Origin of the sequence: Psychrobacter pacificensis, from assembly GCF_900101915.1 — a bacterium.
GTDB lineage: Bacteria > Pseudomonadota > Gammaproteobacteria > Pseudomonadales > Moraxellaceae > Psychrobacter > Psychrobacter pacificensis.
Genome location: NZ_FNAL01000030.1, coordinates 1 through 24,273, shown reverse-complemented (window position 1 = coordinate 24,273; position 24,273 = coordinate 1). Strand labels below are relative to the sequence as shown.

Below are 24,273 nucleotides of genomic sequence, written 5' to 3'. Positions count from 1 at the left end.
TGATCTCTTCCTGCATTTGCGCTTTGAGGCTTAAATCAGCATACATCTGTTTGAGCCTACGGTTTTCTTCTTCAAGCTCTTTTAATCGCTTAACATCAGAAGCTTCCATACCACCGTACTTGGAGCGCCATTTATAGAAAGTCGAGCTAGCAATCCCGTATTTACGGCACAGCTCTTTAGCAGGTATTCCAGCTTCTGCTTCTTTTAAAATGGATACTATTTGGGTCTCAGTCATTCGTTTGCTCATATCAAAACTCCTTATGGGTATTTTATAAGAAATTCTACGTTTGAGCTGTGTTATTTTAGGGGATAGTTACATTATTATGATGCTGAAATCCTGTTTCATGGAGATAAATATTTCCGTACTGCATCAAAAATCTATCAAGATTTAGAACCTGATAGTGTCGATACTATTTATCCGCTTTTGACCTTATTAGGAATTTCAGCCGAGCTTTTTTTTAAAGCTTTTGACGTGGAAGTTGTGGAAAATCAAGGTAAGTTAGAGGATAGAAAAATAGTAAATCCCAACAATTATGGCCATAATCTAGACAGATTATTTGACGGTTATTCCACCAAAGATTCAGAATTATTTAGATATCTTATTGATAGCTATAAGAGTGATACAGGTAGGAATCTAGAAAAAGATTTATTGGATTATGCATCAGTTTTTGTAGAAAGTAGGTATATTTTCCAACATGAAAAAGGGAAATATCTGAATGATATAGATGCTATTTTTCATTTAGTAGAATCTTTATACAACTCAATGTACAGCCTATATAAAAAGTAGATTTCTCGTGAAATTTATATATTGATCATTAAGATCAGCAGTAAGGTGGCTTTCAAGCATATTAATTTTTTAACATGTAATGGTTGGGCTACTCTAGTTAAGTGAGCAGTTTTTGGTAGAGCTCTTTTGTTAGTTGCTGATTAGATTTGGCGACTATTTCTTTCAGTTCAATTGCAACTGATTTAGTTCTTTTTTTATCAACATCTTTTACAATTTCGTTGCTTATTTTATCTAATAGTATTTATCGTCATAAACAATGTCCAAGCAGAATATACAGACACAAAAAAACCTCAAACAAAGTTATGTTTGAGGCGAAACTTGTATAAAACTTAAGTTTTAAATATGGCGCAGCGGACGGGACTCGAACCCGCGACCCCCGGCGTGACAGGCCGGTATTCTAACCAACTGAACTACCGCTGCTTAGGTCTCTTAGCTTGTTTAGCCACTTGCTAAGAAGTGGTGGGTGATGACGGATTCGAACCGCCGACATTCTGCGTGTAAGGCAGACGCTCTACCAACTGAGCTAATCACCCTGAGTGAGGAGCAAACGAAGCACTGCTTCGTCCGAGCGCAAGAGAATTTACATTTTTGTAAATTCTAGAAGCTCAGTACCCAATATAAGGTATAACTTCTACTACAAGAGAAATTCTTTAAATAGAATTTCTGTATTGCTTCATTAACATTAGCTGTCACACTCAATGTTAACTTAATCAGCTGGGCTTATCTAAGTAAGTCCCCTTGCTGTGGGTGTGTATTATATAGATTTACACTTGGCTGTCAAATGTTATTTTAACTATTTTACGATTTAATGATGAATAATTTTTTTTATATTATTAAAAACAATGATATAGCGCAGTAATTTATTAAGGTGTTTTGGATGTGACCGATTGTCGTTAACGGTTGTTTGATGAAAAATAGCCTATATACTATTGATGCTTGAGTTATTGAACGTGATTGATGGAGAGTAGCATAGATATTTTTACGATTGGGCAGATCTTTACTAACTGGACGTGGGGAGAGTACGCAGGTCTAGGTCTGATATTTCATATTATACTGATGATTGTTATGACGTTACGCGTTGTATCAGTGCAGCGTAATATTGGTGTATCCATTGCTTGGATTGCAGTGCTTTATACCGTGCCCGTGTTCGGTCTGTTTGCATACATACTACTAGGTGAGCCGATGATTGGACGACGCTACCGTGAGCGCGTGGATCAAGCAAGCATCATGATGAATGACATGGCACGGCGCGAGCATCTGGTGTTTGATAAAGGACAAGATCTGCTACCCATCAAATACCGCGGTGTGAGCCAAATAGGAACGCGCTGGACAGGGTTGGGAGTATTTCCCGATCATCAAATGCAGTTGTTAACAGATCCTGCATCGATCTTTCAGCGTTTGATTGAGGATATCCATGCAGCGCAGCGCATTGTCTTTATGGAGTTTTATATTGTATATCCAAAAGGACAAGTGCTCGATGTGATAGAGGCGTTGTCAGTAGCCGCTCAGCGCGGCGTTGAGTGTCACATATTGGCAGATAGTGTAGGTAGCTTTAGTTTTATTAATAGTAGTGCCCATCGTAAATTAGAAAAAGCCGGTGTGTTTGTCCATCAGTCGCTGCCAGTGGGACTGCTTAAGACCTTATTTAAACGTTCTGATTTACGTAATCACCGTAAGATGGTGGTCATTGACGAATATATTGGCTATATCGGTAGCTTTAATTTGGTCGATCCGAGGTTTTTTAAGCAAAATAAAAATGTCGGACAGTGGATTGATGTGGCGATTAGAACCACCAGCCAACACTCTATTAGTATCAATACCGCCATGGCCAAAGCTATTGTTACTGATATCGGCGCCGAAAACAACGAAAACCTAGATGCGCTCAATCAGCGAGTCAATAACTATACGCGAAAGCTCTATGTGATGGATCCGACCATCAACGACTTAAACAGTCGCGTAAAAGTATTGAGCGATCACATTGATTATCACGAGCAGCCAGGTATCGGTAGCACTTCAATTGTGATACCAAAGATGCCTGTCGTAGACAAGGTGATGGCACAGCTCATACCGTCAGCACCGCAGCTGACAGCGCATGTGATTTACAACACGTTAGTGACTGTGATTCACCGTGCCAATAAGCGCATACGTATCACCACCCCATACTTTGTACCCGATGAGTCGCTATCAGGTGCGCTGACGATAGCGGCTAAGCGCGGCGTTGAGGTGACGATTATTGTTCCTGAAAAAGTCGATTCGTTTTTGGTGCAGCATGCTTCACAAGCTTATTATCAAGAGCTACTGGATGCTGGCGTGACCATTGCGCTATTTCGAGGGGGGTTGCTACATGCAAAAACCGTGGTTATCGATGACGACTATTGTCTGTTTGGTACGGTCAATATTGATATGCGCAGTTTTTATTTAAATATGGAAGTCAGCTTGGCGATTTATACGCCAGAGATGGTTGCTCAAGTGGCTGACTGTCAAGAAATATATTTACAAAGTTGCCGTATTTTGGGCAATGAAGAGTGGCAGCAGCGCCATGGATCAAAACGCTTATTTGATAATGTTGTACGCTTGTTTAGTCCTTTATTGTAGCACGCTCAATTTTAGGTTAAGGTAACCTGTCCGTGTTTTCTATGCTCATATTTTTAATCATTATCATTGTCTCTATAATTAACTTATCTAAAAAAGGACACGCCTGTCTATGTCTGCCTCGCCCTTAACACCACTCGATTATATTGCAGAAGGTTACTGGCAAGATTTCTTAGCTGGGCGTCCTATCGCAGGTGGTATCGCATATGAGACAGAGCTACATAATTGTGCGCTAGATGAGTCGCTTGAGAGCTTACAGCGTATCGACACGCTATTGTCTCAGGTACGCCGCAACATGATGAAAGGCGGTATATGGGACGAGGCGACATTACTGGTCGATGAGCACTATCGCAACTTTATGGTGTTTTTGGCGTTTTATGCAGGTCGCGTATTGGCACAGCAGTGGCAAAATAAGCCCCATTGGTATGGGCAGTTTGAGCTACGCAAACGCTATCCTGAGCTGTCATTGATTACCGATGACTTTTATCAGCATATGGCCGTTGGCTATGGTGATAATAATGCGGCTACTGATGCGCTGCCTTTATTTTTTCCTTTAGAGCCAATAGGGCTGCGTCTATTTGGCAATATTGATCGGCTATTTGAAGCGGTACAAGGCGGGCAAGTAGCTGGTGGGTTGTATCAAGCAGTCAGCGCAAGATTGCCAGATTTATCGGATCAAGCTAATAATACAGATACTCTTAGTTATTTAAAGACTGAGTCAGCAACGCATAATACGACCCAAAGCCTTCACTCAACGACAGATTCGAGTACGACTATCAGTACAAGTCAACCTGCTAGTCATTATGAGGCATCAGAGGACGTACCAGTAAATAATGAATTCGATGATGTTAATATAGTATCAGCCAATATCGAGCGCCCTTCTGCTGCAACTACTGTATCTAAACCATTAGTGAGTACCGCACCGCGCCAACCAGAGCTTCAAATAAAACCTGAGCTGACGAAGGTAGAATCGCCAGTTATTAAATCTAAGTCATTTGTGAAAACCCCACCGACACCAGAGCTATTTACCCAGCTGCTCATAGAGTTAGATGAGATTGAGGTGCCGCAAACAGCAGGCGTGACTGAATATCAGCAGGCTTGCAAAGTCCTCGATCAGTTTGAGCGGCACATTGCCAAGCAGGACAAGCCACGAGATCAATTGGTCTTTTCAGACGATCATATAGCAGCAAAAAATAAAGCATTGCTAGCATTACAGGCGGCTGCAGAAGCGGGTAATACGGCTGCCATGCTGCGCTTGGCCATGTATGAGTTGCTTGGCGAAGGACTCACGGCAGATGACAAGGACGCTAAAAAATCTGGTGTGGAATGGGTGAAGCAAGCCGCTAGCAAAAACGACAGCCGTGCCCAGCGCTTACTTAGCAAGCTCTACTATCAAGGTGTTGGTATTCCTCAAGATATAGATAGTGGTAAATACTGGCTAGAGCAAGCGGCAGATAATGGTCATATAGAGGCGGCAAACCTTGTGTCTCAATGGGAGCAGGCGCAGGCGCTGATCACGACGCAAAAACAAGAGCAGCACAGTATCAAGCGCTATCAGTTACTGTTTGGTGCAGTGATCGTGGTTGCGGTACTGATACTGATTATCGTCTAATCGCTATTTACTCAGTAAACTTTTAAAAGTTTATGGTTACGCACTGATTTCAGGTAGAATTGGCGCGTTTTTATATTTACCTTTCTGCTGTTTGATTCATTACTAATCTGGGCTACTCCATGCCATCATCTCATACTCCATCTGACACCTCTTCCCATTCGACTGACACTAGGTTGTCAGGTCATAATTCATTGTCTGATCGTGCGGTGTATCAGACGCCATTTTATTATCAATTTCTGATCGGTGTGCTAAAGCCGCTATACCGTCTGCAAGTATGGCGGCGCTCTCACAAACGTGACAATTATCAGCAAGAAGTGGCGCAGCGTTTTGGCAAGCAATATCCACCGCGTCCAGCGATTACTGGTCACAGTAATAAAGGTGTGATTTGGTGTCATGCGGTATCGTTGGGTGAGACCAATACGGTTGCACCTTTATTAGACGCATTACTGGCTAGTGGCTATCAGATATGGTTGACCAATACCACGCAGACAGGTTTTGCTCGCGGTGCCAGTCGGTTTGCAGATGCAATCGCTCAAAACCGCATGAGCCACAGTTATGTCCCCGTTGATACTCCTACCGTGATTGAGACATTTTTGACGCATGTACAGCCTATCGCCGCACTGTTTGTCGAAACTGAACTATGGGCGAATATCTTGACCAAGCTTGCTGAGCATCAGATACCAAGTATCTTAGTCAATGGTCGACTCTCGGCGTCTTCTTTTAAAAGTTATCAAAAAATTGGTGCGGTGAGCAGCAGCATGATGAAAAACCTTGCGCTCATCATTGCGCAAGACAGCGATTCTGCCAAACGCTTTCGTCAATTAGGGGCGGATAGCGCACAGATCCGCGTGGCAGGGTCGCTAAAGTGGGTCATCAATACGCCTAAAATTGATGTGGAAGCTATCGATTCCGATAATTTAGCTGTTGATGCAAAAGATGCAAGTGCGCAGATACCCTCTAAAAAAAATGCGCTCGCTAAAAAAAATGCGCTGGCAAAAGCGTTTGCGATAGCAGACCGACCAGTTTGGGTGGCAGCAAGCACTCATAACGGCGAAGAAGAGACGGCGCTATCGCTACATCAGCAGCTATTGTCGCAGACAGCACTAGCCAATACGTTGCTGATCATCGTGCCTAGGCATCCTGAGCGTTTTGATGAAGTCGCAGCATTGATCGAAAAGACTGGTCTAACAATGGCACGGCGCAGTTTTGATGAGGCCATCAATGCAGACACGCAAGTCTATCTGGCGGACAGCATGGGTGAGATGATGACTTGGTATACACTGGCAAATGTCGCATTGGTTGGAGGGTCGCTAGTAGACATAGGCGGACACAATCCCGTTGAACCTGCGAGCGTGGCAACGCCTATTATCATGGGTCGTCACACCCAATCGTGCCAAAGTGTGGTCGATAAACTGGCCGAGGTGGGCGCTTTATATCAGCCAAACAATCAGTTTTATCGTCCAATGACGATAAATAGCTCAAATGAGTGCGCTAAAAGTACAGTAAATCATCAGTACGGTACTGATAGCACTGATGACATCGCACTTATTTATAAGCAGCTAGAGGCTTGGTTAAGTGATTTACCATTAGCGACGCAGGCAGGACAGGCGGGTGAGACAATAACCGTACAACAGCAAGCAGTGTTGACTCGTCAACTGGCTATGATTGAGGATGTTATTGAACGGTATTATCCTAAAAATTTAGGGCAAGAGATATTATGAATTGTATATTACTGCCCGTTGAAAATTTCTCTGCAAACACGGCAAAGATCAATGACGTGGTGCAAGTCGACCATGTCAATAACATACTGGGCGCAAAAGTCGGTGACACGCTCAAAATTGGGCAGCTAGGTGGCAATCTTGGTACGGCTGTCATTGAGGACATTGCTGCTGATAGTATTCAGTTATACGATGTTCAGCTCGCTATTACCCCGCCAGCCAAACTGGATCTGACCGTGGTTTTAGCCTTACCTCGTCCCAAAGTATTGCGGCGTTTGATCATGGATATGACGGCGCTTGGCGTACGCGATATTGTGCTTGTTAACAGCTATCGCACGCAAAAAAGCTATTGGCAAAGTCCGCTGCTTGAGCGTCTTGATGAATTTGTATTAGAAGGGTTGCAACAAGGGGTTGATACGATTGCACCTCGTATTACGCTACAAAAACGTTTTAAGCCATTTGTCGAGGATACGCTTACCAGTTTGGTGAGTAATCAAGCCATCGTTGCACACCCTTATGCTGAGCAGTCATTTTCTGAATTTCGACAATTAGATACAACATTAGAATTGCCCAGTTTGGTCTGCATCGGTGCTGAAGGCGGTTGGATCGATTATGAGATAGCGCTACTCGCCGCACACGGGTGCACGCCAGTACATATAGGGCCGCGTATATTGCGTACAGAAGCGGCGGTCAATGTTATGTTAGGGCAGTGGCTGCTCTAAATTGGTGTGATATTCGTTAATATATTTGCCATTCCCAAGAGTGCAGGAGTACAAAAACACAAGAGCCGTTTTGGGTACAACTTAGCTTTAGAAAATGACTAATAAGCCAAATAATTTCAGCATCTTGGGTTAGATAAATGTATTGATAGTTAATCTCATTTCTATTAGTATGTTGTTTCCATGATTATGGTCCAACGAATCCCAACAAATAGGGGCTTTGACCATTTTATCTCACTATTTGCCGTCTCTTTTTTATCGCATTACTATGGGGAAAACCATGCCACTGAACACCATCCGCACTAATCTAGTCACCACCAAGCCTGTATTGTCTGCTGCCATATTTGGCCTGATGTTGGGGATGGTTGGCTGTAGCAATTCTTCTACAACCGAAGACAGTGCGGAGACAGAGACAACAGCAGCTGGTACTGAAACTGAACAGCAAGCAGCTAATGATGACGGTGCGACCAGTGCAGATGGTCAAACAATTACTATTTATTCTTCACGTAATGAGCAGCTGATTAAGCCATTGCTAGATCGCTATACTGAACAGACTGGTGTCAAGATTGAACTTGTCACAGACAAAACTGGCCCACTGATGGCGCGCTTGCAAGCGGAAGGTCAAAACACTCCAGCTGACATGCTACTGACGGTGGACGCGGGTAACTTATGGCAAGCGGCTCAGCAAGGGTTGCTACAGCCAGTAGCGTCGTCTGTGCTAGAGGCCAATGTCCCTGCAAAGTATCGCGATCCAAAAGGTCAGTGGACAGGTCTATCACTGCGCGCGCGTACGATTTTTTATGACCCAAGCAAAGTTAGCGCCGATCAATTATCGACTTATGCAGATTTGGCGGATCCAAAGTGGAAAGGCAAACTATGCTTGCGTACTTCTAAAAAGGTATACAACCAGTCACTTGTGGCCAGCATGATAGAGCATTTGGGTGAAGAAAAAACAGAAGCTGTCATCCGTGGTTGGGTTGATAATCTTGCCACTGACGTGTTCAGTGATGATACCGCCATGCTAGAGGCGATTGCTGCTGGTCAGTGTGAAGTTGGTATCGCCAATAGTTACTACTATGGCCGTCTATTAGACGAAAAACCAAACTTCCCTGTGAAAATATTCTGGGCAAACCAAGGCACCACTGGTACACATGTAAACGTTTCAGGCGCGGGCGTGGTTACAGGGTCAGACAATCCAGACGGTACACTTAAACTGATTGAGTGGTTGTCATCTGATGAGGCGCAAGGCCTTTACGCCAGCTCAGACAAAGAATTCCCAGTCAAAGAAGGGGTGGATGAGTCAGAAATGCTCAGATCTTGGGGCGAGTTCAAAAAAGACGATATCAACGTACAGAAATTTGGTGAGCTACAAACTCAAGCCATTCAAATGATGGACAAAGCGGGTTATAAATAAAAGACTGCCAGTCATCGTGATACCAAGCTCAAAATCATCTTTTTTAAAGGACAGTTTTTAAAGAACAGCATTTAAAAATAAGTCATTAAGAGTTAGTTGTTAAAGTAATGACGGTTTTGAGTTTGGTCTATGCTTAAAAAGCCTCGATGAGTGAGTATGACACGGTAATGATACTATGATCACAACGCCAGATGCGTCTGTTAGCGAGCAAGATCCAATCAGTAGCAGAGCTGATGACAATCAGACGGTCAGTCAAGACTATGCCCTTCGTAAACGTATTATCTCGAAATCAGTCTTAGGGCTGATTTCGTTGTTTATGCTGGTGCCGATTTTGATCGTGTTTTTGTCGTGGACGCAACCAGTCGCCGATATTTGGACGCATATGGCAGAGTATGTCCTGCCGCAAGTGCTCAAAAATACCGCGATTTTACTGTTTATGGTGACGGTTATATCGGGGACCATTGGTACGGTTCTCGCTTGGGTAACCAGCATGTACCGCTTCCCTGGTCAGCGGTTTTTTTCGTGGGCGCTTATGTTGCCGCTTGCCATACCGGCTTACGTATTGGCGTTTGTCACTATTGGTATTGTGGATTTTAGTGGGCCGTTACAGACAGGACTGCGCGATTTTGGTATCACGACAGCGATTCCCTCGGTACGTAATGTCTGGGGTGCAGGTTTAGTGTTGTCGCTGGCATTTTATCCTTATGTGTATTTGCTGGCGCGTCAGGCGTTTTTGTCGCAAGGTCGGCGGGCGATTGAAGCAGGCCAGATGCTAGGTTTGAGCCGTAGCCGCGTGTTTTTTCGGTTGGCATTACCGCAAGCACTGCCGTGGATCATCGGTGGCTTATTGCTGGCAAGTATGGAGACATTGGCAGATTTTGGCGCGGTTTCGGTATTCAATGTCGATACGTTTACCACTGCTATTTATAAGGCGTGGTTTGGCTTTTTTAGTTTGACCACAGCGGCTCAGTTAGCAGCCTTGCTCATCGGTGTGATTTTTATTGTAGTACTGTTTGAGCAGTATTGGCAGGCCAAGCGCGGCAGTTCGATTACGCAAGGCAGCAACCAGCGTTTCGACGCCAGTACTCCTGCCAAAATAGGGATGAGCTTGCTATGTACGTTTGTATTTTTGCTGGCTTTTCTAATACCGTTCTTGCAGCTGATTTATTGGACTGCACTGAATTTTCGCCAAGATTTTGATGCGCGCTATATTGATTTTGTGACTAACAGCCTTATGATTGCTAGTATGACCACAGTTTTTATTGCCTTTTTGGCAGTGATTATTGCGTGGATCAAGCGGCAATATCCTGATAAATCGACTAAACTGATGACCACGCTCGCTAATTTAGGCTACGTTGTGCCAGGTACGGTATTGGCAGTGGGTATTTTTATTCCTATTGCGTGGCTAGACAATCAAATGATTGCTTTTGGTATCACCTCGCAGCAGGTGCTCTCAGGCAGTGTGATCGTTATGCTATTGGCATTGTCGACGCGTTTTATGACGGTGAGTTTTCAGCCAGTGGATCGGCAGTTACAACGATTGACCGTCAATCAAGAGGCCGCAGCGAAACTGCTTAGTGACAGTGCGTACCAGCGTTGGCGTCATGTGATGCTACCTGTGCTTAGTCCTGGGGTACTAACGGCATTGTTAATGGGATTTGTCGAAGTGATGAAAGAGATGCCGATCACATTGATGACACGCAGGCAGGGCTGGGATACACTGGCGGTGCGCGTGTTTGAGATGACAAGCGAAGGCATGTGGGGGCGGGCAGCATTACCAAGTTTATTGATTGTACTGGTCGGATTGCTTCCTGTTTGGATACTATTGCGTCAAAGTGACAAACACAGCTAACCGCCATTGCTGCTTATAAATATGCCATGTTTAATGGTGCTTGATCCAACTTATATTATCATTTTTACTGCTTTATCCAACATTGTATTTACTAATAGCGAACTGGGATTGTCTATGTACACTGATTCAATGAACGACTCGTCAGACGCTCAGTCAGTAAAGACTGGAGCACGTAGTACTCCTGTCAAAAAATCACCAGTCGTGCAAACTCGGACAACCCAGTTTCAACGTAGCAAGCCTGTAGAACAAGCCGATACTGCGCGCCAAGATACTGAGAGCACTATCGCGACCAATCCATATTTTAGTGTACAAAACCTAATTGTCGGCTATGACGATACTATTGTAGTTAATGGCATGTCGTTGATGCTTGAGCAAGGAGAGATTGGTTGCTTCTTGGGCTATAGTGGCTGCGGCAAGACCACGGCATTGCGAGCGATTGCAGGACTGGAGCAAAGCCGCGGCGGTACTATCCATTTAAACAATCAACGTCTAACGGAAAAAACAGCTCGAGACTCTTTTGCCGTGGCACCAGCCAAGCGCGGCATGGGGATGGTGTTTCAAGATTATGCGCTTTTTGGTCATTTGAGCGTGGCAAAAAACATTGCCTTTGGCCTCAATAAATGGTCAGCGGCTGACAAAAAAGCTCGTGTGGCTGAGATGCTAAACTTGGTCGAACTGACGGAGCATGCGGATAAACGTCCAAATGAGCTGTCCGGTGGTCAGCAGCAGCGTGTGGCACTTGCAAGGGCGCTTGCACCGAAGCCTAAATTACTACTACTTGATGAGCCATTTTCTAATCTGGACGTGGTATTACGTGAATCCTTGGCAATGAATGTCCGTGACATTCTCAAACGTACCAATACTACGGCAATCTTGGTCACTCATGACCAAAACGAAGCGTTTGCGTTAGCAGATAAAGTCGGGGTGATGGATAAGGGCAGATTGGTACAGTGGGCAACACCAAGCGAGCTGTATCATGAGCCTGTCAGTCCTTTTGTCGCTGAGTTCGTCGGCGAAGGCGCGATGATAGACGGTATCATCAAAGAAGGACGTGTGGAGACGGCGCTTGGCAATATCTATCGCCGCATGGAAGTCTATGATCAATCAGGACAACCACAGTACTGCGAATATGATTATCCAAATGGTACCCCAATCAAGGTGCTCGTGCGTCCTGACGATATCATCCATGATGATGATAGTACGCAGACAGCTTTGGTGATTGGGCGAGTGTTCCGCGGTGCCAACTATTTGTACCGTCTACAGTTAGATGACGGACAGACCATATTATCACTGGTTGCTAGCCATCATAATCATGAAATTGGTTCACATATTGGTATCTTGCCGTTATTGGAGCATGTGGTCGTGTTTGACGAAAAAGAGGTCAATGCCACCACTTGGTCAGAATATGACAGATCATCGAGAGTTGATGAAGACGTTTAGCAGCCTTCACAGCTTTTGAGCGGTTGTCTAAGTTTACCGTTTAGCCAGAATATGCAAATACCGTCCAAGCCATTTGTATGGCTCTAATTGTGAGTAGCGCAGCTCCATCCTTATCACCGCATCTGGATCGTTATGCCCGCCACGCTTGAGCGGTGCATAGTCATGAAATACCCGTAGACCACTGCTACGTACCGTCTGATAGTCATGCGCCTTCAACCAAGACTCCACTTCTTCTTTAGCAACGGGATGATTGGGTGTGAGGCTTTTCTTATTGTCCGCCTTGTAGTCTGTATTATCGAGTAAATTAAAATTGCCCATGATGAGGTTGCGATAATCAAAGCTTGCGGGATTATAAAAGCACAAAGATAGCGCGCCATCATCGGTTAGATATTGATCAAAGAAGTCCATGACGGCAGCAGGCTCTGCCAACCATTCAAGTAGCGCATGCGATAGGATCAAATCAAACTTATCGTTTTCTTCTTTACCTAGCGTTTCTTCAAGCGCTTGGTATGGACAGACGTACCATGTGATATCCAGCGCTTGATCGATTTGTTCAGCGTTTGCTTTTGCCTTCTCAAGCATATTTGCTGAGATGTCATTGATGACGACGCTATGACCTTGAGTAGCAAGCTCTATGGCAATTTGTGCAAGCCCTGCACCCACATCTAAGATACGCAGCGGTCGTCCAAGCGCTTCACTCATCTGCGCACTATATTCAACAATATCACGGCGTAATACCGCCAATCGGATTTCACCTTTTAAACCGCCATAGACCTTTTTTTCAAAATGATCGGCAATGGTATCGAAGCTACGATCTGCTCGTGTGTCTTCTGGTGCGGTGGCTTGGTTTAGGCCAAGTTGGTTGTTTTGATGTTCAGTTGTCATAAGGCGTTCAGATCAATAGCGGAAAGGTTGAGAGCAACAAAAATATTCAGTATAGCTTAGCGTTTCAAACGTCTATTAATGACCCATTTAAAGACGATCTTGGCTAAAACAATAATGACAAATACGACGATAACAAATACCCACATACCGTTGCCTTGTAGGTTTTCTTGATAGGCTTTTGCTAAATATGCTGACAAAGCCATGGCGACTAAAAGTGCTCCCCAACGGACATAGGGTACAGCGCGATTGTTATGGTTAGGAAAGCTAGCAACATAATCGCTCGAAAAGCTATATAGCACCATTGCTAAAATCCAAACAATTGCAAGAATGATATCCATAATAAAAGTAGCCTGTTAGGTCGTTATTCGAGTTCTATAAAAGATGAGTTAGTGTAACGCTTAGGATTTTTTTGTCCAGCGTCACTAAAAAAATGGCCTCATTGACCAATTTAAATCATCATATACTTATGAAACCCATTAGCTCATGTTAGAACAATTGGTAGGCTCTGTTCAGCTAAGATGGACGGAGTATCTCTTTGCTCAGCAGGTTGTAAGTTCGTCTGTAAAAATGGCAAAATCAGCCAATCAAAAAAAACCTGTCATTAGAATTATTTTAGAGTGTAGGGGTGATTCAAAATATCACTGCAAATGAACCGCCTAGCTTGATTTTAATGGTGGTCAGAACCCCCTAAATCAGCAAATTTGTGCTAAAATAGCTTCTTTTATTAAACATTGTTTTTAACAAAAACCGTATCACTATTTTCCTATTGTTTTGCACGTGTAGCAGTGTTTTTTTATGGTATGTATTTTGATCATGACTGCCCAATTTATTTATGTGGCAGTATTTTTATATGATCTGTGGGTGCCATAAGCGATGTGTCAACGTTAGAAAAAAATGTGAGTGAAGGAGTGTATATGAGCGAATCGGTCAGTCCTATTGGCATCGTAGATGAATTAAAGCAATCCTATCTGGATTATGCGATGAGCGTGATCGTCTCGCGTGCGCTGCCTGATGTGCGTGATGGGTTCAAACCTGTACACCGCCGCGTGATGTACGCCATGCACGTGCTATCAAACGACTATAATAAACCGTACAAAAAATCAGCTCGTGTGGTTGGTGATGTGATCGGTAAGTACCATCCACATGGCGATAGTGCTGTCTATGATGCCATCGTCCGTATGGCGCAGGATTTTAGCTTGCGCTACCCAATGGTTGATGGTCAAGGTAACTTTGGTTCGATCGATGATGATCCTCCGGCTGCCATGCGTTATACCGAAGTACGTATGACCAAGCTGACTCATCAGATGCTGGCAGATTTGGACAAAGATACGGTCGATTGGGAAGACAACTACGACGGCTCTGAGCGCATGCCAAGCGTAATGCCAGCGCGTATTCCTAACTTATTGGTCAATGGCGCGACAGGTATTGCTGTTGGTATGGCGACCAATATGGCACCGCATAACTTGACCGAAGTGATCAACGCTTGTTTGGCGTATGCCGAAAACCCACAAGTTTCAGCCGAAGAGCTGATGTCACATATTTCAGGTCCTGATTTCCCTACAGGCGGTATTATCTATGGTCGCGCAGGCATTTTAGATGCTTATCGCACGGGTAAAGGCCGTTTACATATTCGTGGTCGTTATCATATTGAGCCGATGAGCAATACTGGCGTCAACCGTGATCGTGAGCGCATCGTATTTACCGAAATCCCTTATCAGGCGAATAAAGCCAAATTGATTGAGCGTATCGCAGAGCTTGTTCGTGATAAAAAAATCGAGGGCATCAGCGAGATTCGTGATGAGTCTGACAAAGAAGGTATGCGTATCGCTATTGACTTGCGTCGCGGAGAAACTGCTGAAGTTATCGTTAATAACCTATTTCTACAAACGCCGCTTGAGTCTAGCTTTAGCATCAATATGGTCGCGCTAGACAATGGTCAGCCCAAACTATTGACCTTGCGTCAGCTTATCGCTGCATTTGTCCGTCATCGTCAAGAAGTCGTGACGCGCCGTACGATTTATGAATTGAACAAAGCCCGCGTTCGTGGTCATTTGCTAGAAGGTTTAACGGTTGCATTAGCCAACATCGATGAGATTATTGCGACGATTAAAGCGTCTGCAAACCGTGGACTCGCACGCGAAAGCTTATTGAATAATACATGGGGTTCAGGTAGTGTCGTTGCGATGCTCACGGCTGCTGGCAGTCAATCAGTACGTCCTGAGTTTATCGAAGGCGAAGATCCTAAAGCGCCGTTTGGTCTGATCGAAGGCGAAGAGCGTTATCGCTTGTCACTTGAGCAGGTCAATGCGATTTTAGATATGCAATTGCATCGTTTGACGGGTCTTGAGCAAGATAAATTGACCGAAGAATACCAAGACTTACTACGCGAAATCACTCATTTAGAGTCTATTCTGGGTGATTTTGATAAGCTGATGAGCATTATCTCTAATGAGATGATTGAGATTCGTGATAACTTTGGTGATGAGCGTCGCACCGACATCATCGATTCACGTATGGATTTCAGCCGTGAAGACCTGATTCCTGAGCAGACTGTTGTGATGACGGTGTCGCGTACTGGCTATGCCAAGACTCAGCCGATTGACGATTATGTTGCACAAAAGCGCGGCGGTAAAGGTAAGTCTGCTACGGCAATGAAAGAAGATGATGTGATTGACCATTTGGTCGTGACCTCAACGCACTCTACGGTATTGTGCTTCACTGACAGTGGCCGCGTTTTTAGCTTACGTGGGTTTGAAGTGCCGATTGCCAGTCGCGGTGCTCGTGGTCGTCCGTTGGTCAATCTAATTGGTTTAAATAGCGACGAAACCGTTACGACGATATTGCCAATTCCAAAAATTGTGGAAGATACATCAGTAGTAAGTGAAGTATCAGAGCATAGCAATGATGACGATTCGGTAGAAGATAGCAATCAAGCAGAGCCACCTTTCGTATTCTTTGCCACGGCTAATGGTACAGTGAAGCGCGTAGAGCTGAAGCAGTTTGCCAATATTCGCTCAAACGGCTTGATCGCGGTTGGTCTAGAAGATGGTGATAAATTGGTCAGCGCTCGTATTACCAACGGCAATCAAGAAGTGATGCTATTTGCTTCAAGTGGTAAAGCGATTCGTTTTGATGAGAATGATGCTCGCGCGATGGGCCGTACAGCGAAAGGCGTCCGCGGTATGCGTTTGGCTACTGATGAATTTATCAAGTCATTGGTCGTTATCGAAGATGATGTACATGAAATCCTAATTGCTTGTGAAAACGGCTTTGGTAAGCGTACCCTTATCGAAGAGTTTAATACGCAAAACCGTGGCGGTGGTGGTGTCATCGCCATTAAGACCAGTGAGCGTAATGGCGCATTGGTGCGAGCGACTAAGGTTGACGCTACTGATGATATTATTTTAATATCTGACAAAGGAACGCTGGTACGTACGCCAGTTGAGCATGTCGCGAGCTCTGGTCGTAACACCCAAGGTGTCACGCTCATTCGTCTGCCAAAAGATGAAAAGTTGGTCGCTATGGCGCGTGTTGAGCATGAAGAGGGCGATGATGAATTAGTCGATGCGATGAAAGAAGATGGGACGTTTGAGGTGGAAGGTCAGGAGCAGATAGATATCGATGCTGCAACTGACGATACCGCTTTGAGCGATGCCAACGACGCTATCGATATTGCCAACGATTATACATTGGATAATGATGCAGTAGACGATGACGAGTAATAGTCTTGGTAGTTAGCTTTTCAGTCTAGTTTCTGATCATTGTCCTAGAAAAAAGCCTCTGACGTTGTCGTCGGAGGTTTTTATTTTTTATTCACTTTTTCTTAATAATGTACATAGGATTTTACTTTTAAGGCTGTTGTTATGCTTACGACCAATCAAACTTTTCAGGGAACTGTCGCAGCGGTATCGTCGAGCTTTTTATTCTCGATGATGTTTTTGTTTGGCCTGTTTATGCTGCCCTTAACGGGGACACAGGTAGCCTCATGGCGCGTGCTGATGATGCTGCTCAGTTTGATTGTTTTGCTCAGTTTGACCAAGCAATGGCAGCATGTCTTTGATTATATAAAGACGCTTAAGACCTTGAAAGAATGGCTGATATTTATATTGCCTGCTCCGATTTTGGGCGGCCAGATTTGGTTGTTTATGTGGGCACCTGTGAATGGATTTGGCTTGGATGTCACCTTGGGCTATTTTTTATTGCCACTTGTAATGATTGTGCTTGGTCGGTTTTTTTATCGTGAGGATATGAGTGTCTTGCAGTATGCGGCAGCAATACTGGCAGCGCTCGGTATTGGCTACGACATTTTTCAATATGGTTCGGTGTCTTGGGTGACGCTATTTGTATGTTTGGGCTATCCGCCGTATTATCTATTGCGCCGTACACTTGCTGTACCGCCCATTACTGGCTTGTTGTTTGATTTGACATTGCTGACGCCAGTGGTATTGATCATGCTTTATCTCACTGGTGGTTTTAGTGTGGCGGCACAAAATATGAAGTTTTGGTACCTACTGCCATTGCTGGGTGCCTTTAGTGCACTGGCAATGTCGCTGACGATGATTGCGAGTAGCAAGTTGCCGGTCTCGCTATTTGGGGCGCTGAGCTACATAGAGCCGCTACTGTTATTTGTGTTGTCCATTACCGTTCTGAGTCAAAGTCTTGATGAAGGTGGCTCGCTCTTTATGTACGGCATGATTACACTTGCCCTAGTGGTCATGATAATCGATAGTGCGATAGGCTATCTCGTTCGTCAGCGTAATGACCGCTTGCATGGATATAGAGAGCCGCAGGTCGGCGGCTTTCCGCCGCGCCGTCATTTTATCAATCAGCGTATTGATGGTGTGCTAAAAGCGCATCGCTTTCGCAAAATCCGTCGCTATCAAAAAAAGATGGATAAGATACAGCAAAAACTCGAACAATTTGATGCAAAATAAGCACTTATATACATTAAATTTACTGGATGTAGAAATTAATGCACTAGATGCACAGTAGCGTTGCTTATCTATTCCGACTTTGACATAATGCCGCCCATGATGTAGCAAGATACATTAAAAGCGTTTATCTTAGATTGCGCGACGACCTTATATGCAAAAGCCTCAGACGTTATCGTCTGAGGCTTTTGTTTTTTTTAAATTGCAAAGGATGTGCCCCAATCTCTAAAGGCTGTTGTGATGTTGACTACTAACCAAACCTCGCAGGGTACGATCACGGCTATGGCTGCAAATTTTTTATACTCATTGCTGTTCCTATTTGGTTTGCTATTGCAACCGTTATCAGGTACGCAAGTTGCTTCGTGGCGTGTGCTCACGATGTTTTTTAGTCTGGTGCTGCTAGTGAGTGTGCTAAAGCAGTGGCAGCATATTTTTGATTATCTAAAAACACTAAAAAACGCAAAAGAGTGGTTTTTATTTATATTACCCACTCCAATTTTGGGTGCGCAAATTTGGATGTTTATGTGGGCTCCGGTCAATGGCTTGGGGCTTGGGGTGACGTTGGGTTACTTCTTATACCCGATGATAATGATCGTGGTCGGTCGCTTTTTTTATAATGAAGACATGAGCTTGCTACAGTGGGCTGCGATTATATGTGCAGGTCTTGGTGTTGCTTACGATATCTTTGAATATGGTGCGATCTCTTGGGCGACTTTGTTTGTGTGCTTGGGTTATCCGCCGTACTACTTGCTGCGTCGTAAACTGGCCGTACCGTCTATCACAGGCTTGATCTCTGATCTTGTATTGTTGCTACCAGTCGTATTGGTTGCGTTATATATGAATGGTGGCTTTGAGGTGGCAATCACTAACCATAAGCTTTGGTATCTGTTGCCATTACTGGGCATCATCAGTACTGCTGCGATGTCACTGACGATGGTTGCGAGTCAAAAGCTACCTGTCTCGTTGTTTGGGACTTTGTGCTACCTTGAGCCGGTATTTTTATTCATATTTTCGATTGCGATTTTGGAACGTAACTTACATGAAGGCGGCTCCATGCTGATGTATAGCATGATTTTTATCGCATTGCTGATTATGATTGCTGATTATGATTGCTGATTATGATTGCTGATTATGATTGCTGATTATGATTGCTGATAGCGCGTTGGGTTATCTGGCGCGCAAACGTGAAGACCGTTTACATGGCTACAATGAGCCACAAGTGGGCAGTTTTCCGCCGCGCCGCCGTCTCAAAAATCGCGGTATCAAAGGCGTGCTAATTGCGCACCGTTTCCGTCAAATCAAAAAATATCAGCAAAAGATCGATAAGATGACGCGCAAGATTGAAGCACTATATGTAGAATCATGCGGATGATGACCGTGTCCTAGATATATGTAGAGCTGACTTGTCAGGCCGTACTTTCGTCACAGTTCTACAAAGTTGCAGTGTCAAAGGGGCATAAATTACGCTATTATCGAGAACAGTGGTGTCATGTCTAATTCAAAACGTGGCGCCATATTTAAGAGATTATGGCTGATTTAAAACAATATATAACTAGGACGGTTTATGTTAACTCTGCATCATTTAAACAATTCGCGCTCGTTTCGTATTTTGTGGCTACTAGAAGAGTTGGAGCTAGATTATGAGCTGACCACTTACGAGCGTACTAAGGCCTATCTTGCACCTGAGAGCTTAAAAAAAGTGCATCCGTTGGGACACACGCCGGTGCTTGAAGTGGGTGATCGCGCTTTGGCTGAGTCCGGTTTTATCATCGAATACCTGCTTAGACACTATGATAAAGAACATCAGTTTAAGCCTACTGATGATAATGAAGCGGCGTGGGAAGATTATACTTTTTGGTTGCATTTTGCCGAAGCCACGGCGATGCCACAGTTAGTTATGCGTCTGGTATTTAGTAAAGTCGTTGAACGATCGCCTATGCTCATCAAGCCGATCAGTAAAGGTATCCGTAAACAAGTTGAAGATGGCATGATCAACAATAATATTATCAACAACCTAAATCTGATGGAGCAGCATCTCCAAGACAGTCATTGGTTTGCAGGGGAGACGTTCAGTGCCGCTGATATTCAAATGTATATCGTAGTCGCCGCCTCTAATGCGCGTGCAGGTATGGATCAATCTAAATACGCCAATCTATTGAACTGGCTCAAGCGTTGTCAAGAGCGTCCCGCTTTTAAGCGTGCTGAGGCAAAGGGCGGAACACTGCAGTTTTAAAAGATACTTGTATAAACACTTAAACACCTCTCAATACTTGAGGTGATATTAGATAAAAGGTTTTGTTTATTCATAAGCAAAGCCTTTTTTAGGATAAAATAATGACAGACTTGAATACATCGCATCATGCAAAAACAAAGAAAGACACAGATGCTAAGCAGTCGCTAGATCATAACTTGCAAAATAGGCAACTGGTTGATAACCAGCAAGTATCTATCAAATCTTGGTCACAAAAACTACTGGTTGTGATTCTGTGCGCCGCTAGTTTTTATGGTGGCTGGAAATCTTATGAATCTAATATGGTTAATGAATGTACGGCCAATGGTGGGCAAATGGTTGACGGTCAAAAAACCATGATATGCCAACGGTCCTAACCCATGCCTCTAATAAATAAAAGACATGACCTATGCTAAAATTAACCTTTTTGGGCACCTCCGCAGGCGTGCCAACTAAGCAGCGTAATGTAACGGCATTGGCAATCGAGTGCTTGAATCCTCATGCGTCTGGTTCATCAAAAGGCAACCAGCTGCATAGCAACAGTCAAAATAAAAAGTCGCGCCCGTGGCTACTCATCGATTGTGGCGAAGGCACACAGCAGCAGTTACTGCATACCAAACTTTCCTTACGTCAATTGACGGCTATTTGTATTACGCACGTCCATGGCGACCACTGTTATGGCCTGCCAGGGCTGCTGGCGAGTGCCGCGATGTCAGGTCGCCGTGAGCCACTGACGATCATTGCACCAAAAGCCATCTCGGCGCTGCTTGATGCCTTTATCCTACATACTGAATTATATCTGCCATTTACCCTCAATTTTATGTCGATAGAAAATCTGTTGTCGCAAGAAGTTAATAAAGGTAAAGTAAAAATTGACTTGGATAATCAACATCAGCTCATGATAGAGGTTTATCCATTATCGCATCGCGTGCCGTCTTACGGGTTTGGTATCACGCAGATGATCAATCGTCGCACGCTCAATACAGGTAAACTTATAGCGGATGGTGTTCCAGCAAGCGCGCTTTGGGGCAAGCTGCAACAAGGCGAAAATGTCATCACTGAGGATGGTCAGCACTTACATTCAGCAGACTATGTTCATGATGATGTGCAGCGGACAAAAGTAGTGGTGGCAGGGGATAATGACACACCAGAGTGTTTGAGTGAAGCAGTTGCTGATACTGATTTATTGGTGCATGAGGCCACTTATACGCATGAGGTCATGATGGCCATTCAAGCCCGCAACCCTGACTTTGACCCCATGCATAGTAGCGCGCATATAGTAGGTACTTTCGCACAAAAAATGAGCTTGAAAAACATCATTTTGACTCACTTTAGCGCTCGTTATCAGAGCTTTGACAATCCAGATAGTGAAACACCAAACATGGCATATATCCGCTTAGATGCGCAAAGTGTCTATAACGGCAATCTATGGCTGGCAGCAGATTTTGCTCAATATAGCGTCAATGGGGCTACCGACTTGGTAGACAATCAAGCGGGCAGTCAAAAGGAGAGTCGCGTGCAGTATGTAGGCTCTGCACGCAGCAATTAGGCGTGACTGTAAAGAGATAGTTTCAAAGATATGGCTTAGCAGCTGATATGGCTTAGCAGCTATGATTTACGGTCTTCAATAGCCAATTGTGTTTTGCCACTCCAATAACGACTGAATTGATAAGCGACTCGACCTGAGCGTCCACCGCGTTCAGATGCCCAGCGCAAGGCGTCCATTCTGATTTTGTCAGGTAGATTTTCACCGTCCACATCCATTTCAATATCAGTATCAATGCGAGCTGAAATTTTCCGTTGCTCTAAATTTAAATAATGCTGCACAATCTGTAAGTAAGTCTGCTGATCCATAGGATGAAAGGTCAAGGACAAGCCAAATCGATCTGATAATGACACGGTCTCGTCAATGGTCTCATAAGGATTGACTTCATCCGTCTGCCCATTATAAATATCAAGATTGTCCTTCATCATTTGTGGTAGCAAGCGACGGCGATTACTGGTGGCATAGACCAGTAGCTTGTCTTGCTCAGAATCAAGCGCGCCATCAAGCACGCTTTTTAGCGCCCGATAACTCTCATCTTGACCGTTAAATGCCAAATCATCACAGTAGACGATATAGCGACAAGCGCAGTCCGCTGGCAGCGCATTAATCGCGGCACGAATCTTGTCTAGCACCTGTAGATCATCACGCGCAATCTCGATAATGCGTAACCCTTCACTGTGATAGGCTTGTAGTAGGGCGCGAATCAGCGAGGATTTGCCGGCACCACGTGTCCCTGTCATCAGGACGTGATTGGCAGGGTAGCCTTTTAGGAACTGGCGGGTGTTTTGTACCAGCTTTGCTTTTTGCACATCAATACCTTGCAAATCATCCAAGCTCAAAAATAAATTGACAGACAAAGGCTGTAGGTGACCAGTACGTCCACCGACCCAGCGATACGCAAGCTGGCTTGGGTCAATCTCAATGGTTGGTGTGACGTGCTCTTGTAGATACTGGCTAAGCAATACTAATAAAGGGGCGGGCAGGGCATAATTGTTAGACTGTGACATAATGACTCTAGCGGTAAAGTGGCGGTTGGGTAAAACGATAGTGCGCGATTGCGACTCTATAATATGATGAGAGATAACACTGTGAAAAATAGTGCCAGTAATTTGCCTATTACACAAGCCTTGCAAGCGCAATCTGGACAACTATTGCCAGTCATTACCCAAGCATTGTCAGAGTTACAATATACCCAAATAGTGCATCAGCGTATCAGTCAACAATACAGAGAGGGAAGCACAGAGCAAACCCAAGAGAGTAAAACGCAAATTACCAAACAACGCAGCAAGCAAAGCTGCTATCAAGGTATAACGCGTGCACGCCATGTAGAGTATGGTAGCGTGATAATTAAATGGGAGCTATGTGCCACTTCAATTAGACTTCAAAGTGTCTCAGATTTAACTCATGAAATAAGCGTGTTGCAAGCGTTATATACTTCGCAGAAAACCCAAGTTAGCTCTATTACGCCACCTCTATTGGCCTATCACAATGTAGAGGTCGACACATTAGAACAGAGCCAGCAGTTAATGGTATTGGTCATGCCTTATTATGAAAGCGGCAGCTTAGCTAAGCTGTTGAATCACCATGTGTCATTAACAGACAAGCAAAAACATGATTTGATCAAAGAGTCTGCTCATTTAGTCTGCAACCTACACAACGCTGGCTGGCTTCATAATGATATTAAACCCAGTAATATTTTGCTCAGTGATAATCTAACAAGTCACGCCGATAGTGATTGTATAGTGCCTGACTTACTATTGACAGATTTTGCATTAGCCCAAAGAAATGATCGACCAAACGCAATAAATTTTTCTGGCGGAACACCAGCATATTTGGCACCTGAACGCTGGCAAGAACAAAGAGCAACGATACAAAGTGACATCTATGCCTTCGGTATCATGATGGTTGAGATATTGGTAGGGAAGCGACCATTTAATATAGACCCTCAAAGTAATCAGTCCATGACAGATTGGGCCATTCAGCACTGCCAGCAGTCTATTCCAAAATTACCGCTAGAGTATGTTCGCTATCAAAGTATTGTTGATAAAGCATTGGCAAAGCGAATAGAGAAAAGGTATCAGAGTATGGATGAGGTGATAGCAAATTTATAAAGGTTATAACTGGAAATGCTGAATGACAGACACAAAAAAACCTGCTAAAAAGCAGGCTTTAATATTTGGTCTAAGATGTACTATCCGAAAATGGTGGGGCTGGAGAGACTCGAAACCTCTATGATTATTAATTTCAGGGTTTTGGGGTTGCTAAGTACATGATATTGTTAGAATGTAGTGTTGGGTTAAGCAGGTAGGGCTATCCCATAGTAATCCCACGTAAGATATAAGCAGATTGTGAGCGTGCCCAGCGCACCATCTTATTTTGATGTTTTTAAATTTTTTGGGGTGGTATGCAAACTAGGTAATATAGGTAATCATATTGATTTTATTAGGTTTTTTATGTAATTTAGAGGTAATTATTAAGTAATCCAATACACAGCTAAAAGGTATTAATCGAGAAACTATAAAATGTATATAAATCATATACTTATAC

General features: G+C 44.1%; 20 protein-coding genes and 2 tRNA genes. 16 read left to right on the top strand and 6 right to left on the bottom strand.

All coding sequences use genetic code 11. The features are described 5' to 3' along the window. On the bottom strand, positions 1 to 247 hold a 247-nt coding region (locus tag BLR43_RS12345), incomplete at its 3' end, for a transposase (RefSeq protein ID WP_143007442.1). Positions 248 to 472: 225 nt separating this feature from the next. On the opposite strand from BLR43_RS12345, the gene BLR43_RS12340 reads away from it, so the two are divergent. Beyond that, a complete protein-coding gene (locus BLR43_RS12340; protein WP_093071318.1) occupies positions 473 to 787 on the top strand; it encodes a hypothetical protein in 315 nt (104 codons plus the stop codon). 343 nt (positions 788 to 1,130) lie between these two features. Here BLR43_RS12340 and BLR43_RS12335 read toward each other — a convergent pair. Beyond that, positions 1,131 to 1,207, bottom strand: a tRNA-Asp gene (locus tag BLR43_RS12335). Between the two features lie 37 nt (positions 1,208 to 1,244). Continuing rightward, positions 1,245 to 1,320 (bottom strand) — tRNA-Val (locus tag BLR43_RS12330). Positions 1,321 to 1,744: 424 nt separating this feature from the next. On the opposite strand from BLR43_RS12330, the gene BLR43_RS12325 reads away from it, so the two are divergent. The 7 genes from BLR43_RS12325 to BLR43_RS12295 all read left to right on the top strand — a co-directional run bounded on the left by BLR43_RS12325 (position 1,745) and on the right by BLR43_RS12295 (position 12,134). Then, complete coding sequence (locus tag BLR43_RS12325; protein ID WP_093071317.1) at positions 1,745 to 3,382, top strand: cardiolipin synthase; 1,638 nt, start codon at positions 1,745 to 1,747, stop codon at positions 3,380 to 3,382. Between the two features lie 109 nt (positions 3,383 to 3,491). Next, complete coding sequence (locus BLR43_RS12320) at positions 3,492 to 4,991, top strand: tetratricopeptide repeat protein (RefSeq protein ID WP_093071316.1); 1,500 nt, start codon at positions 3,492 to 3,494, stop codon at positions 4,989 to 4,991. Between the two features lie 119 nt (positions 4,992 to 5,110). Continuing rightward, positions 5,111 to 6,712 (top strand): 3-deoxy-D-manno-octulosonic acid transferase, encoded by a 1,602-nt coding sequence (locus tag BLR43_RS12315; protein ID WP_093071315.1) that lies wholly within the window; start codon positions 5,111 to 5,113, stop codon positions 6,710 to 6,712. Further along, the gene (locus tag BLR43_RS12310; protein WP_093071314.1) at positions 6,709 to 7,431 is read left to right on the top strand and encodes a 16S rRNA (uracil(1498)-N(3))-methyltransferase; all 723 of its coding nucleotides are present in this window, start codon (positions 6,709 to 6,711) and stop codon (positions 7,429 to 7,431) included. The genes BLR43_RS12315 and BLR43_RS12310 overlap by 4 nt, the downstream gene beginning before the upstream one ends. A 277-nt stretch (positions 7,432 to 7,708) precedes the next feature. Further along, entirely contained in the window at positions 7,709 to 8,842 is a 1,134-nt protein-coding gene (locus BLR43_RS12305; protein WP_093071313.1) for an extracellular solute-binding protein, read from the top strand. Between the two features lie 175 nt (positions 8,843 to 9,017). Further along, complete coding sequence (locus BLR43_RS12300) at positions 9,018 to 10,694, top strand: ABC transporter permease (RefSeq protein WP_093071312.1); 1,677 nt, start codon at positions 9,018 to 9,020, stop codon at positions 10,692 to 10,694. Positions 10,695 to 10,808: 114 nt separating this feature from the next. Continuing rightward, positions 10,809 to 12,134 (top strand): ABC transporter ATP-binding protein, encoded by a 1,326-nt coding sequence (locus BLR43_RS12295; protein ID WP_201587882.1) that lies wholly within the window; start codon positions 10,809 to 10,811, stop codon positions 12,132 to 12,134. 33 nt (positions 12,135 to 12,167) lie between these two features. On the opposite strand, the gene BLR43_RS12290 is transcribed toward BLR43_RS12295, so the two are convergent. Both BLR43_RS12290 and BLR43_RS12285 read right to left on the bottom strand, forming a co-directional pair. Then, positions 12,168 to 13,019, bottom strand: coding sequence for a methyltransferase domain-containing protein (locus BLR43_RS12290; RefSeq protein WP_093071311.1), 852 nt, complete (start codon positions 13,017 to 13,019; stop codon positions 12,168 to 12,170). 56 nt (positions 13,020 to 13,075) lie between these two features. Then, on the bottom strand, positions 13,076 to 13,357 hold the full coding sequence (locus BLR43_RS12285) for a hypothetical protein (RefSeq protein WP_058025545.1): 282 nt from the start codon (positions 13,355 to 13,357) through the stop codon (positions 13,076 to 13,078). A gap of 576 nt (positions 13,358 to 13,933) precedes the next feature. Here BLR43_RS12285 and gyrA point away from each other — a divergent pair. From gyrA to BLR43_RS12255, 7 genes are all read left to right on the top strand, one after another. Beyond that, the gene (gene gyrA, locus BLR43_RS12280) at positions 13,934 to 16,741 is read left to right on the top strand and encodes a DNA gyrase subunit A (RefSeq protein ID WP_093071310.1); all 2,808 of its coding nucleotides are present in this window, start codon (positions 13,934 to 13,936) and stop codon (positions 16,739 to 16,741) included. 141 nt (positions 16,742 to 16,882) lie between these two features. Further along, positions 16,883 to 17,953, top strand: coding sequence for an EamA family transporter RarD (gene rarD, locus BLR43_RS12275; RefSeq protein ID WP_093071309.1), 1,071 nt, complete (start codon positions 16,883 to 16,885; stop codon positions 17,951 to 17,953). A 237-nt stretch (positions 17,954 to 18,190) separates the two neighbouring features. Beyond that, positions 18,191 to 19,066, top strand: a complete 876-nt coding sequence (gene rarD / locus BLR43_RS12270; RefSeq protein ID WP_227674304.1) for an EamA family transporter RarD — start codon at positions 18,191 to 18,193, stop codon at positions 19,064 to 19,066. Between the two features lie 28 nt (positions 19,067 to 19,094). Then, positions 19,095 to 19,322: a hypothetical protein gene (locus BLR43_RS13890; RefSeq protein ID WP_227674305.1), complete on the top strand. Its 228-nt coding sequence runs from the start codon at positions 19,095 to 19,097 to the stop codon at positions 19,320 to 19,322. 192 nt (positions 19,323 to 19,514) lie between these two features. Further along, positions 19,515 to 20,183: a glutathione S-transferase gene (locus BLR43_RS12265; protein ID WP_093071308.1), complete on the top strand. Its 669-nt coding sequence runs from the start codon at positions 19,515 to 19,517 to the stop codon at positions 20,181 to 20,183. Positions 20,184 to 20,284: 101 nt separating this feature from the next. Next, on the top strand, positions 20,285 to 20,557 hold the full coding sequence (locus BLR43_RS12260; protein ID WP_075106295.1) for a hypothetical protein: 273 nt from the start codon (positions 20,285 to 20,287) through the stop codon (positions 20,555 to 20,557). A 32-nt stretch (positions 20,558 to 20,589) separates the two neighbouring features. Continuing rightward, positions 20,590 to 21,729, top strand: coding sequence for a ribonuclease Z (locus BLR43_RS12255; RefSeq protein ID WP_093071307.1), 1,140 nt, complete (start codon positions 20,590 to 20,592; stop codon positions 21,727 to 21,729). Between the two features lie 59 nt (positions 21,730 to 21,788). Here BLR43_RS12255 and BLR43_RS12250 read toward each other — a convergent pair whose 3' ends face one another. After that, positions 21,789 to 22,733: an ATP-binding protein gene (locus BLR43_RS12250; protein ID WP_071003442.1), complete on the bottom strand. Its 945-nt coding sequence runs from the start codon at positions 22,731 to 22,733 to the stop codon at positions 21,789 to 21,791. A gap of 81 nt (positions 22,734 to 22,814) precedes the next feature. Between BLR43_RS12250 and BLR43_RS12245 the strand changes: the two genes are divergently transcribed. Beyond that, complete coding sequence (locus BLR43_RS12245) at positions 22,815 to 23,837, top strand: serine/threonine-protein kinase (RefSeq protein WP_227517158.1); 1,023 nt, start codon at positions 22,815 to 22,817, stop codon at positions 23,835 to 23,837. Positions 23,838 to 24,273: the final 436 nt, after the last annotated feature.

Excerpts from the sequence above, each read along its gene's own strand:
- BLR43_RS12300 (WP_093071312.1), top strand. The coding sequence starts at position 9,018 with ATGATCACAACGCCAGATGCGTCTGTTAGCGAGCAAGATCCAATCAGT.
- rarD (WP_093071309.1), top strand. The coding sequence starts at position 16,883 with ATGCTTACGACCAATCAAACTTTTCAGGGAACTGTCGCAGCGGTATCG.
- BLR43_RS13890 (WP_227674305.1), top strand. The coding sequence starts at position 19,095 with ATGATTGCTGATAGCGCGTTGGGTTATCTGGCGCGCAAACGTGAAGAC.
- BLR43_RS12295 (WP_201587882.1), top strand. The coding sequence starts at position 10,809 with ATGTACACTGATTCAATGAACGACTCGTCAGACGCTCAGTCAGTAAAG.
- BLR43_RS12265 (WP_093071308.1), top strand. The coding sequence starts at position 19,515 with ATGTTAACTCTGCATCATTTAAACAATTCGCGCTCGTTTCGTATTTTG.
- gyrA (WP_093071310.1), top strand. The coding sequence starts at position 13,934 with ATGAGCGAATCGGTCAGTCCTATTGGCATCGTAGATGAATTAAAGCAA.
- BLR43_RS12325 (WP_093071317.1), top strand. The coding sequence starts at position 1,745 with ATGGAGAGTAGCATAGATATTTTTACGATTGGGCAGATCTTTACTAAC.
- BLR43_RS12315 (WP_093071315.1), top strand. The coding sequence starts at position 5,111 with ATGCCATCATCTCATACTCCATCTGACACCTCTTCCCATTCGACTGAC.
- BLR43_RS12310 (WP_093071314.1), top strand. The coding sequence starts at position 6,709 with ATGAATTGTATATTACTGCCCGTTGAAAATTTCTCTGCAAACACGGCA.
- BLR43_RS12260 (WP_075106295.1), top strand. The coding sequence starts at position 20,285 with ATGACAGACTTGAATACATCGCATCATGCAAAAACAAAGAAAGACACA.
- BLR43_RS12320 (WP_093071316.1), top strand. The coding sequence starts at position 3,492 with ATGTCTGCCTCGCCCTTAACACCACTCGATTATATTGCAGAAGGTTAC.
- BLR43_RS12305 (WP_093071313.1), top strand. The coding sequence starts at position 7,709 with ATGCCACTGAACACCATCCGCACTAATCTAGTCACCACCAAGCCTGTA.
- rarD (WP_227674304.1), top strand. The coding sequence starts at position 18,191 with ATGTTGACTACTAACCAAACCTCGCAGGGTACGATCACGGCTATGGCT.
- BLR43_RS12290 (WP_093071311.1), bottom strand. The coding sequence starts at position 13,019 with ATGACAACTGAACATCAAAACAACCAACTTGGCCTAAACCAAGCCACC.
- BLR43_RS12250 (WP_071003442.1), bottom strand. The coding sequence starts at position 22,733 with ATGTCACAGTCTAACAATTATGCCCTGCCCGCCCCTTTATTAGTATTG.
- BLR43_RS12285 (WP_058025545.1), bottom strand. The coding sequence starts at position 13,357 with ATGGATATCATTCTTGCAATTGTTTGGATTTTAGCAATGGTGCTATAT.
- BLR43_RS12255 (WP_093071307.1), top strand. The coding sequence starts at position 20,590 with ATGCTAAAATTAACCTTTTTGGGCACCTCCGCAGGCGTGCCAACTAAG.